A 12,960-nucleotide genomic window follows, 5' to 3' on the forward strand; every position below is an offset into this window, starting at 1 on the left:
TCTCTTGATTAATAATGCATAGCGAATGAACCCGCTTTGCTTTTTGCCTTCATAGTGGCTTCATTGTGTCTTCATAGAGCGCGGATGGTGCAGATGTCGATATCGATTGATGCAGGCTTACTGCTGTGTCATATATTGTGATACTGTAGTATCATATATTATGGCACTCAAGTATCATATATTATGGCACAAGTGTATCACAATATATGATTTTTTTATCACTTGAAGAACAATGGCTTACAGAGCAAGTAAAAGCCTTCCGGATAGACACCGCTTTCTATGGATACTATTTATTAGCTAAGAATTATCAAAGACTCATATCTGCCAAGAATTGAAACATTCATTGCTTAATAACTAAACTAATGAACCCCAAATGAAGCCCCAATGAAAGCAAAACCGAGTCCGGGTTCATGCTTGTTTCTGTTGAAAATCAGCAGCTATCTATCCTCAATGAATCCTGAAGGCAGGGTGGCTAAAAACATTCTTTCGGAAGAGTAAAAAGAGTAACAAGCAATGAGAGCTAAAGACGGAATATCGGTGCATGACAGAAAAATAACTGATTTTTACTTGTTTATCTTATACCTTCTCTCTACTTTTGCCCCTGTACTCCGGTAAAGCGTTACCGGTCAGTACATCTTATTGATTACGAGAAGCGTTTAAAAGATATTATCCAGTAGATGAAACTTCGACACTTTCATAGGGATTGGATAATAGACAACAAAACGCTCACGTACCTTTCCTTGTTATATCTATTCGTATGCCATACATACGTCTATATGCAAGATAAAGGGCGTGGGTACGTTGTTTATATCAATCCCTAGGGCAGTCGAAGGCCTCATCTATAGATATATTCAACAGTTCCTACGCCTCTTTTATTTTTTAACATCCACTCCGGGAATTGATGGATACTCTAATCTGTATTGCCAATGAGGTAAGTATAATCTTTTCGAAAACCACATCTGTATACCCTTTTATAAGGATAGGGTATGCAAATCAGGTAAGTTGCCCGGGCAACTTAAAATCACACCCGGAACAAGTATTAATATTCAAACTAATTAAAATCAAAGAGTAATGAAACATAAATTACGCTTTTTACTTGCTATTGGTATAGGGCTAATGACAAGTATCGGGTGGCTTCATGCAGAAAATGATGGCTACACGAAAGATGGAGGCAACAACTACACGGTCAGTACAGCGGAAGGATTACAAAATGTACTGAAAGAATTGAATAAGGCATCATCCGAAATAACCTCAACAATTACATTGGATGCTGATTTGGATATATCTTCTTTAAAGGTTATGGGAGGAAATGGGGCAAAGGGTGATTTTCAGGGAATGTTTTTTCTGGATGCACCGCTTAATAAGAATGTTACTTTGACCCTTGATGGTGGTGCCGGTCAACATAAAATTTACGGCTCAAATACTATACAAGGTACAGCCGGATCTAATAAGGGTGAAGCTATTGCTGATTATGCAACTAAAACATATGTGTTTTATGTTCACAATGGTAGTAAAACTCTTACCTTCAAGAATCTAAAGATCGAAGATACAAATATTGTCGGTTTCAACTTCTTTGGTATGACGAATATTGTATTCGAAAATGTTGTTGTAAGCAATAATGAACAGGGAGGTATTCATCTGAATTCTTCTAATTTAACGGCTACCAAATTGAGCACATCCGGCAATGGTAAGTTTGCAGTGAAGTTATCACGTGAAACAGCAAACATACCGAGTATCGTGTTGAATGAAGGGTGTACTTTTGCTGAAACTACTGTACCACAGGTCGGTTTCTATGATCGTTATGCTTATAAAGATAAATTCGGTGAACAGACACCTGCAACACCAACAGAAGATGAATTTAAAGCAATGGTTAGCGGTACAGTCGGTAGTACGATGGCACAAACCTGGATGGCTGCCGATTTACATACATCTAATAATACATATTCTGTTCGTGCATGGACAAACCTAAAATCAGATTTATCTATAGAAAAGTATTCTGCTAATGGTAAATATGTATTTGCCAATGGTAAACCTATTACCATAGAGGGGATAGCAGGTAATAAGGTGAAAATTAGCCTGAGTGGAAGTGATTATGTAGAATTACCCGAAAGCGATAACTTGATTGTGTTTGGAGGTAGTAAAGATAAGTCTGTTTCTTCTTCCAGTGTTACGATGAAAAGTGGTATTGTAACCAGATTATATGGAGGTGGTTATGGTACTACTAAAGATAATTCAGCTAATGTAAATGGAATAAGTATTTTGACTGTTACAGGTGGAACTGTTAAGACCTCTGCTTTTGGTGGTGGTAAATATTATGCCCATTCACAAAATGTTGAAATTAATATTTCAGGGGAAAATACATTTATTGGGGATCCCAAAGAAACAGGCAACTATTGGTTGATTTGTGGTGGCGATGAAAATGGAAAGACATCCGGAAGTAACTATGTAGAATTTGACCAAAGCAATAATACGGTTGAGTCTGCAACTCTGAATATTAATGGAGGTACATATAGCCTTATCGCGTTAGGTGGAACAGATGGAGCCAAAGGGTATATTAAAAATGTTACGGCTGATATTAAAAATGCAACTATAACAGGTGGAATATATGGTAATGGTTCAAATGGGCGTAGTGATGAAGTTGTTGGTACATTGACTAACTGTACGTTCGCAAAATCAAACTCTCCAATTGAAATAGCAGCAGTGAACCGGGGTAAGTCTAAAAATATATCACTTACGTTTGATAATTGTACTTTCCCTACTCAGGCTAGTGATATCTATGCTTACTTGGGTGCAACTTACAACACACTATTAGGTTACCAGGGATCGGAATATGGAGTTCCTGAAAGTGTGAATTTTGTTTTTAAGGGTACAAAAGCTTTTCCGGAAGTTGGTGTAAGTGATGGTTTGGGTAGTGCAAATGTTACGCTTACCGGAGCAAAAGGATATATTAAGCCTTTTGTAGCCAGCTCTTCAAGTACGATAAAAGCATTTACAATCCCTGAAGGTAAGACCTGGGCATTCAACAATGGTCTGGAAATAGCCAATGATGTAACGCTGACTAAAACCGGCACATTAGCTGTTAAAGGTACTCTTACTCTTTCAAAGGTTGATCAATTAGCTATGGCGCTATCTAGTGTTACATCAGGAGGAACTATCGATCTTTCAAGCGTTACTGCTACAAATATGCTGACAGCGTTGAATAACGGAGAGAAGAAAGCTCTTACTGCTGGTATCTGTATCCTTTGTTCGGATGTAACTGTTTATACGGATATGGCTAGTGCCCAATTGTCTACTGCTGAAGGAACGGTTAAGTATATCAAGTTGGAAAATAGTACTTATTCTTTGGAAATTCCGGAAGCTTTAATAGTAGCACCAACGATCAAAACTAAACCTGCCGCTTCTACAATCGAAGCCGGACAGCCGTTGTCTGCTTCTATCTTAACGGGGGGAGAAGCTAAGGTTACAGTAAAAGAAGCAGAAGGAGATAAAGAGGTTGTAGTTAGTGGCGTATTCAGTTGGATGGATCCGTCTACACAAGCAACTGTTGGTACCAAATCGTACAAAGCCGTCTTTACCCCAACCGATCTGACAAAGTATGAGGTGGTAAAGGATATTGATGTTGAGATCAAAGATGTCAAACAATATTATACTGTAACCATCGGTAAATGCGAAAACGGTAAGATCGAAGTAACAGATGGCAACAGTGCCGGAAAGTACGAAGATAAAAAAGTACTGGCTGTTAAGGCAATACCGAATGATCATTATGATTTCTCTACATGGGGAACAGGTATAACAGTAAATAAAGGTTCTTACACAGTAAGTGCTAACGCTGTTTTAACAGCTACATTCGTTGCTAAAAACTATGCTGTTACAATCGGTGGCAATGTAAAAGTAACTAAGCAGGACGGTAGTTCTGTTACTTCTGGTGTTAGCCTTCCTTACGGAACCGTATTAAACGTTGTTGCCGCTCCGACAGGGGAGGTTGGTTCATTGAAATCATTGACTTGCAATGATAAGGAAGTTATTAACAATACGGTTACGGTAGATGGAGCTTTGAATATTCAGGCTGCGTTTAATGCTTTTGTCCCTTCTACTTATCGTATCACAGCAGGTACTATGACAAATGGTAAGATCCAATTGTTCGATACAAATGGTAATGCAATCGCATTTGGTTCTGCTCTTACTGAAGGTACAGTTGTTAGCGTTGTGGCAGTACCGGATCCGGGATATGAACTGGATGGTGGCGTAACAGTAGCCGATGCAACATACGAAAATGGCAAATTTACCGTAGGCCAAAAAGCTGTTACTGTTTCTGCAACATTCAAACCAAAGAAGTATAAAGTAGAAATCGCTGCTGAAAATGCAACTATAACACTGGACAAGACAGAGGGTTTAGATGCGGTTGACTATGGTACTTCAATAAAAATCACGGAAGCTAAAGCTGCTGATGATTACAAACTCTTAGCCGTTGTCGTAAATGGTAAAGAAATAGCGAAGGGTGAATCCTTTACAGTAAAAGGTGCTACGACGGTAAATGCTGTTGTTCAGAAACTACCGGAAGTAGTCTTTGCAGACAAAGAACAGACATATACATACAATAAAGCAGCACAAGCATTTGTTGTTAGAACTGTTCCAGCTGGTATTAGTGGTATTACTATTAGTTATCAGAATAATGCCAAAGAAGCAGGCGAAGCAACAGCTGCTCCTACAGAAGCCGGTACTTATGAGGTATTTGCATCTCTTGATGCTAATTCATCTTATGCTTCTATGGATAAGAAATATATCGGTACTTTGACAATCGAAAAAGCTCCGTATCCTGCTGCTATTATTCCGAAAGCAGAGAATGTAAGTGATGGTGTAGCAGAGAACGAATATCATTGGAAATCAGCCGATGACGCTAGTAAAGAGTTCCGTACCGCTTACTATAAGCTCCCGGCTAGTTTAAGTAATTATCGTGAACCGGAGTTTGTTATTCCAACTGCAGATGCAATAAGTGGAAGAAAAGTTACACCAGTAAAATTAGGCACTGGTGACTGGGTAACAACACGTGCTAATAATGATGTTTCTTTGAATTTATCTGCTACCGGCGGTTCCGTATCCGCATGGCTTGGTGATGCACTAGTTACAAATGAAACAACTCTATATGCTGGACAGACATTGACATTAAAGGCTATACCTGCTGATGCCAGCTATTCTACTCGTCCGACTTGGAGTGGCGAAGGTGTTGTCGTGAAAGACGGAGTTGCCTCTATCACTTTATCTAAGCAGGCAACAACCGTAACAGTTAAATTCCAACCGAAAGTTCCAGCTATTTTGACAAAGAAAGATTATACGAGTCTTTATACTGGAACTGCATTCGGTGATAAAGTCGCTCCAACTGTAACGTCTGAGCTTTCCGGTTGGATAGTATCTTTTGAACAAGACGGTGTAACAGTTAACGAACCGACTGCTGTCGGTAGTTATACAATGAAGGCTAGCCGTTCGGCTGATGATGTGTATCAAGCTACCACTGAAACAGTTGGTACTTTGCGTATCACTGAAGCACAAGCTGTTATCAGCGATGTTGTAGGAACAGATATAACAACAATCCAGACACTGAACCAGTCTGTTATTTCCGGTACAGCCAATGTGGAAGGTACTTTCTCATGGGTAAATCCGGATGCAAAACTGGCGCAAGGTGAACATGCTGATATTCCTGTTTTATTCACCCCGGCAGATAACAATTATGCACCTGTAAGCGGAAAGGCAACAGTAAAAGTAACAGCTTTGGCTAACGAGGTGGCTGTCCGCACTATCGAATTAACCGAAGAAAGTGACCCGGCAAACGGTAACGGCGTTGTCCTTACTCTGAATGGTACGACAGTAGCAGCCGGTACAACCGTGAAAGCCGGTGATAAACTGACTGCTACCTTTAGCGCAAAATCAGGCTATACCGCTACTGCTAGAATCAATGATGCTTCTTATGCAAGCGGCTCTGAATATATTGTTAAAGATGAGGTCGGCAATGTGTCGATCATCGTTACTTATAAGAAAAACCAGACAATCGATCCTAATCCGGGTACTGATCCTGATCCCGATCCCGACGTTGACGTAACCGGCGTTTCCCTCGACAAATCTGAGTTGACTCTGGCTGTAAAGGGCACTTATACCCTGAAAGCAACTGTTGCTCCGGCCGATGCCGACAACAAGAACGTAACCTGGAAGAGCAGCGACGATAAGATTGCGACTGTCGATAAAGACGGTAAAGTAACAGCGGTTGCCATCGGTAAAGCTACTATCACGGTAACAACCGAAGATGGCGGCAAGACTGCTACCTGTGTGGTGACTGTCGATGCAGCTACCGGTCTGGAGGAATTGATTGCCAATACCCGTGTATACGGTCAGGATCATGCGATCCGTATCGAACCGGCTATGTCTGTCAATGTTCTGGTGGTAAGTATGAACGGACAACTGATCTATAACGATATCGTTAGTTCCGCTACACAGATACCTGTTCCTGCTGCAGGCATCTATATCGTAAAACTTGGAACCGGAAACGATACTTCCGTTCGCAAGGTTAGCGTGAAATAAACAAACAAGTAAGTAAAAATTAGGGGGGATATGCTAAATATCTCCCCTTTTTTGTCGGTAATTATCGGTAATTCACCGATATTTGACGGTGGTACAACGTATTTCTATTGCCGGAAGGCTGGCCGGAGCATACTTTTGTCCTCAAACAATTAAACTGTATTTATTATGAACGTAAGGAAAAATGTATTTTGGGCGATCCCGTTTATTGTGGTGGGGATTGTATGGTTGCTTAGAAATATGGGGATGGTTACATTCGAACTGTTCGATATAATTGTCTCCTGGCAGATGCTGTTGATGTATGTCGGCGTAGGCAATATGTTGAGCCGGCATTTTACCGGTGGTTTGATCACCTTTATGATCGGTGCACTGTTCCTGATGCCCGAACTGGGATGGATAGACAGCAACTGGCTGAGTGTGAACTGGCCGATTACATTAGTTGTAATAGGTATCATCATTCTGCTGAAACCTCTGTTCAGGAAATCAAACCATAAACGTCATGGTCATTTAAATCCCGAAAATGTATCTGTGGGGCGTACGACAGAAAGCTTCGTTAATACCGATGGCTATGTGGAGATCGATAATACATTCGGTTCGGTACAACAGATCATTCTCGATCCGGTATTCAAAGGGGCACGGATCAAGACCTCGTTAGGTGGAACGATCCTCGATCTCAGACAGACCAAACTGGAAAACCCGGAAACTGTGATCGAGGTGGATTGTTCCCTGGGTGGGATAGAGATTTATATGCCGGCCGGTTGGCGGTTGCATTTTCAGACGAACTCGATGCTGGGAGGATGTGAAGATAAGCGTTATAACAGGGGGATAGCAATCGATGAAGAGCATATATTGATTATTCGCGGAAATGTAACTTTGAGTGGTATTGTTATTAAGAGTTGAGTATGCAGACACATCCATTTATAATATCTGTCCCTTATAAGATTGCCGGAATTGTCTCAGCTGCGGTAGGATGGGTGGTCGGCGCTTTGCTGTTGTACTTCTATACACAGGCGGGATGGGTGGTTGCTTGTCTGGATAGTCTTATTTCTGTCGGCCTCTTTGCTGTTTGTGGCTTTTTGCTCTGGTTCGTGACAGGTGTGTTGCGACTGGTTCAGGTACAAGTGGCGGTGGCTATATTAGTACAGGTTCTTTGTCTGGTAGGAGGATATATGGTCGAGTTGCTGGGATGTCCCGGCCGGATAGATACATTCGTGTATACGGTTCCTTTCCGCTTTCTCTTTGGGGCGTTGGGATGGATCATTCTGGCACAGTGGTATTATGCCCGCTGGCTGGAACAACGCCAACAGGAGGAGGGAGAAGAAGAGGGAAATGCTTCGGAGACGGAGTTATTACCTATTCCGGCAGAATCTGCCGAGCCGGAACTGGATCGTATTTCGGTAAAAGATGGTAGCCGTATCCATCTGATCCAGTTGGATGAACTGCTCTATATCCAAGCGAGTGGCGATTATGTCACCCTTTTTACCACAAACGGACAGTATGTGAAGGATCAAACAATGAAATATTTTGAATCCCGCTTGCCGGCTAGTACCTTTATCCGTATCCACCGTTCTTGTATAGTGAATTGCGAATATATTGCGCGCATAGAGTTATTCGGAAAAGAAACCTGGCAGGTTCGACTGAAGACAGGTGTTTCCCTGCGGGCAAGTGCAGGCGGATATAAGTTACTGAAAGAGCGTCTTTCTCTATAAAAGGAAGAAATAAAACTGTTAATTTTAGCAGATTTTGATTGTAATGTATATAGTTTTGTGTTCGGAAACAATTTTTAGCTACAATGCCTCGACAGCTTAACATATATTGTCTGTAAAAGACTTGACAAATGCTTGTTGCAGCTGTATATTTGCATTGTGGTTTTTTCATAATAGTATTAGATTTAAGGTTAACAAAGTTGGTTAGGGGTTGTCGTGAGACAGCCTTTAATGTTTTATAGAGGTTTGCATTATCCGATGCAGGCCTTTTTTTATTCTCTGCATTGTAACAGATGCGTCAAAAAATGACACAAATGTTGCATCTTCATTAAGTCCTTATTAATTAAGCTCATAATTACAAGTAATTGGCGAATCCGTGCTTTTTGTACTATTATTTATTGGTTTAGTTTGCATCGTCAACCATGAATAATAAGTATAAAATTGATAGACATGAAAGCACTATTGTTAACTGTTGCCCTGCTGTTGGGATGTATAACTGCTTCCTCGCAAGATAAGGATACGGGTATCATTACCGTTTCTACGAACGACCTGAGTATGGTCTTTTCCATCTCGGCGGATAAGAAAGTGGTGTATAACTATTTCGGGGATAAATTCCAGCATGTATCTCCTTTCCTTAATAAGAAGTATAAGGAACAACCGGATAACGGGATCGGTTATGCTCCGGTGATCTATCCGGCCTACGGGGGACGTTTCTTCCTGAACCCGGCGTTGAAACTGACCCATAACGATGGTGTGCAGACTACCGAATTAATCTATGCAGATCATCAGGTAAAGAATATAGATAATAACAGAACGGAAACAGTGATACAGTTGAAAGATCCTTTGTATCCGGTTTTTGTTAACCTGAACTTCACGGCTTACCGCAAAGAAAATGTGATCTGCCAGTCAGTTTCCATATCTCATCAGGAGAAGAACAAACTGGCTGTCGAGAATATTGCTTCCGCTTACCTTCCCCTGCATGCAGACTCTTATTATCTGACCCATTTCCACGGAGCCTGGGCTTCCGAAATGCAACTGGTAGAAGAGAAGCTGACGTCGGGTGTGAAACGGGTGGAGTCGAAGAAGGGAGTACGTACTACCCAGTCCGAAAACTCTTCTTTCCTGCTTTCGCTGAATGGCCCGGCTAATGAAGACAGAGGCGAAGTGTATGCCGGTTCTCTGGCCTGGTCGGGCAACTATCTGTCTTCCTTTGAGATAGATGAATGCGGTTTGCTTCATGTTATGAGCGGTATGAATGATTTTGCCTCTACCTATAACCTGGAACCGGGTAAAACGTTACAAACGCCTGAAATGGTATGGACATACAGTTCTACCGGTAAGGGACAGGTATCGAGAAACCTGCACGACTGGTCGCGCAACTATGCGCTGGCTCATGGTGACTGGGAATTGCCTGTTGTCCTGAATAGCTGGGAAGGTGCTTATTTTGATTTCAGTGAAAAAACGATTACGGATATGATCGATGACGCTGCTGCTTTCGGTGTTGAAATGTTCGTACTCGACGACGGTTGGTTCGGAAATAAGTATCCTCGTAATTCGGATAAGGTCAGTCTGGGAGACTGGCAGGTGAATAAGAAGAAACTGCCGCGCGGAATCGATTACCTGGCTAAATATGCGGTAGATAAAGGACTGAAATTTGGCATCTGGATCGAACCGGAAATGGTAAGCCCCAAGAGCGAACTGGCGGAAAAACATCCCGAATGGATTGTAAAGAGCGGTAAGCGTGATATTATCCCGATGCGTAACCAGTGGCTGCTCGACTTGAGTAATCCGGCTGTGCAGGACTTCGTGGTAAAGACATTCGATGAGGTAGTGGCCTTGTCGCCCCATATCTCCTATATAAAATGGGATGCAAACCGTCACGTCGACAATTTCGGTTCCGATTATCTTTCCAAAGAAAACCAGACTCATTTCTGGATTGAATATACGAAAGGACTGTACAGTGCTTATGAACGTATCCGTGAGAACCATCCGGATATTATGATTCAGCTATGTTCTTCCGGTGGCGGCCGTCTCGACTTCGGTGCGTTGAAATACCACGATGAGTTCTGGGCAAGCGACAATACCAACTCGCTCGACCGTATATTCATTCAGTACAGCACAAACCTTTTCTTCCCGGCTAAGGCTACGGCAGCCCATGTTTCGACCACTCCGAATCATCAAACCGGTATGATGGCACCGCTGAAGTTCCGCTTTGATGTGGCTATGACCGGCCGTCTGGGTATGGAACTGCAACCCAAAGACCTGACCGGCGATGAACTTCCTTTTGCAGAAGAAGCCGTGAAGAATTATAAACGTATCCGTCCGATCGTGCAGATGGGCGACCTTTATCGCCTGAAATCCCCTTACGACGGAAACGGTTGGGCTTCACATATGTATATATCTAAAGATAAAAAAGAATCGGTATTTTTCGCATACAGCCTGAAATACCATGGACGTACAACATTCTTTGAGACCAAGTTGAAAGGACTGGACCCGGCTAAAATGTATAAGGTAACGGAGTTGAATAAAGCCGGGAACAGTACTTTCTATGGCGACGGTCAGGTCTTCCCCGGCGATTATCTGATGAAAGCCGGTATCAGCCTGACAATCGGGAATACGTACGAAAGTACCGTCCTGCTGATCACGGAACAATAAGAACACATATTAATTATCAACAAATGAGACTTATCAATTTAAATCTGCTGCTATTTCTCGCCTTGCTGGTATCTTGTAGCGAACCGTCCGTTTCATCGGGTAAATGGAAGGTTAGTTACGACCGACAACAGAAAGGCTATCGCATCGAGAAAGAAAATCAACTTCTTTCCGGTGGCACCTACGCTTCTTATAAGCTGGGTGATAAACTGGTCACGACCCGCGATTACCAAAAGAGCCGGGCGAAGCTGACTCCTGTCAACGACGCTTTCGGCCAGGGATCTTTATTACAGGTTACTTATACGGACAGTAACCTGCCTACACTGGTACAATCTTTCTATATCTACCCGGAGAAAGATTATCTATTGACGGAATTCACTCTTCAGGGAGGGGATGCCGACATTGAATCGAACTACATGGCTCCGGTCAATATCGACCCGATGCCGGCTATCCTGGCTGAAGGGGATAACCGTGCCCTGTTTCAGCCATTCGATAACGACTGTTGGATCCGCTACCAGTCTCATCCGCTTACATTCGATAAATTGCGTAGTTATGAAGTGGCTACCGTCCTGAATAATAACGACCGTAACGGTCTTATCGTAGGATCGGTGGAACATACGGACTGGAAGACTGGTATCGATATGAGCCGGGGCGACCGTAACAATATCGGTTCGCTGGTTTGCTTCGGTGGTGTGGCCGACACGTTGACGCGCGACTCGAAAGCACATGGCGCACTGAAAGGCAAGGAAGTGAAATCGCCGAAGATCTTCCTCGGCTTCTTCAATGACTGGCGTACCGGGCTGGAGGAGTATGGAAAGGCAAACTCTGTCGTTGCTCCGGTAAAGAAATGGCCGGGTGCCGTTACTTTCGGTTGGAATAGCTGGGGTGCTTTGCAGTTCAACCTGACTTACAAGAAAGCGCTTGAAGTATCTGATTTCTTCAAGAACAATCTTCAGAACAACCATTTTGTGAATACCGACGGTAACGTAACGATCGGGCTCGACTCCGGCTGGAACAGCTTTTCCGACGAAGAGTTGAAAAGCTTTGTCGATCATTGTGCTGCCAACGGCCAGATAGCCGGTGTTTACTGGACTCCTTTCACCGATTGGGGTAAACGCCCTGATAATATCATCAAGGATGCTCCCGGTTACACCTATAAAGATGTTTATCTCTATGCCAACGGACAGCCGCAAGAACTGGACGGTGCTTATGCCATCGACCCGACTCATCCGGCTATCGAGGAAATGATGAAAAAGACATCCGACCTGTTCCGCCGCAGTGGTTTCAAGTATGTCAAGATGGACTTTATGACACACGGCGCGATGGAAGCCGACAAGTGGTATAACCCCGATATTCAGACAGGTATCCAGGCGTATAACTATGGTATGCAGCTGCTGGATAAGTATTTTGGCGATATGTACATCAATTTGTCTATCTCGCCTGTATTCCCGGCTCATTACGCACAGTCGCGCCGTATCGCCTGTGATGCCTGGAATAAGATCAAAGATACCGAATATACGCTGAATGCCCTTTCTTACGGATGGTGGCAGGATGAGGTATATCAGTATAATGATGCCGACCATCTGGTGCTGCGCGAAGCTACCGAGGGTGAAAACCGTGCCCGCGTTACTTCGGGAGCCATTACCGGATTGTATATTGTAGGGGATGATTTCAGTGCAGGAGGTAAATCCATCGACAAGGAACGTGCCATGAAGTTCTTGACCAATCCCGAAGTCAATGCCGTTGCGACAGGTGTTTCTTTTGCTCCGGTGGAAGGGAACGGCGAGCGTTCGGAGAACCAATTTGTTCTTCACAATGCCGATGGAACCACATATTTCGCTATCTTTAACTATGCGGATAAAGATATGAATGCCACGATTTCACTCGAAAGAATAGGGTTGAACCCGGCCACAGAGTATAAAGCTAAAGAACTTTGGAGCGGACAGGAGCAAAACGTAAAGGGATACATGCAGGTAGCAGTTCCTTCCGCAGATGTATTACTATATAAAATTATAAACAATTAAGGTGTACCTAA

At 43.0% G+C, this 12,960-nt stretch carries 5 protein-coding genes; all 5 read left to right on the forward strand.

The window, feature by feature from the left end; genetic code table 11:
* Positions 1-1,071 precede the first annotated feature (1,071 nt).
* The 5 genes from HMPREF1212_RS22140 to HMPREF1212_RS22160 all read left to right on the forward strand — a co-directional run bounded on the left by HMPREF1212_RS22140 (position 1,072) and on the right by HMPREF1212_RS22160 (position 12,949).
* Positions 1,072-6,570 carry an Ig-like domain-containing protein gene (locus tag HMPREF1212_RS22140; RefSeq protein WP_046151114.1) on the forward strand — a complete coding sequence of 1,833 codons (5,499 nt, stop codon included), beginning with the start codon at positions 1,072-1,074 and terminating at the stop codon, positions 6,568-6,570.
* A 165-nt stretch (positions 6,571-6,735) separates the two neighbouring features.
* Positions 6,736-7,467, forward strand: a complete 732-nt coding sequence (locus HMPREF1212_RS22145) for a LiaF transmembrane domain-containing protein (protein ID WP_046151115.1) — start codon at positions 6,736-6,738, stop codon at positions 7,465-7,467.
* Between the two features lie 2 nt (positions 7,468-7,469).
* Positions 7,470-8,276: a LytTR family DNA-binding domain-containing protein gene (locus tag HMPREF1212_RS22150; protein ID WP_046151116.1), complete on the forward strand. Its 807-nt coding sequence runs from the start codon at positions 7,470-7,472 to the stop codon at positions 8,274-8,276.
* Between the two features lie 447 nt (positions 8,277-8,723).
* Positions 8,724-10,928 (forward strand): alpha-galactosidase, encoded by a 2,205-nt coding sequence (locus tag HMPREF1212_RS22155; RefSeq protein ID WP_046151117.1) that lies wholly within the window; start codon positions 8,724-8,726, stop codon positions 10,926-10,928.
* A gap of 23 nt (positions 10,929-10,951) precedes the next feature.
* Positions 10,952-12,949, forward strand: a complete 1,998-nt coding sequence (locus HMPREF1212_RS22160) for an alpha-galactosidase (protein WP_046151118.1) — start codon at positions 10,952-10,954, stop codon at positions 12,947-12,949.
* Positions 12,950-12,960: the final 11 nt, after the last annotated feature.

It is taken from the genome of Parabacteroides sp. HGS0025, from assembly GCF_000969845.1.
Lineage (GTDB): Bacteria > Bacteroidota > Bacteroidia > Bacteroidales > Tannerellaceae > Parabacteroides > Parabacteroides gordonii.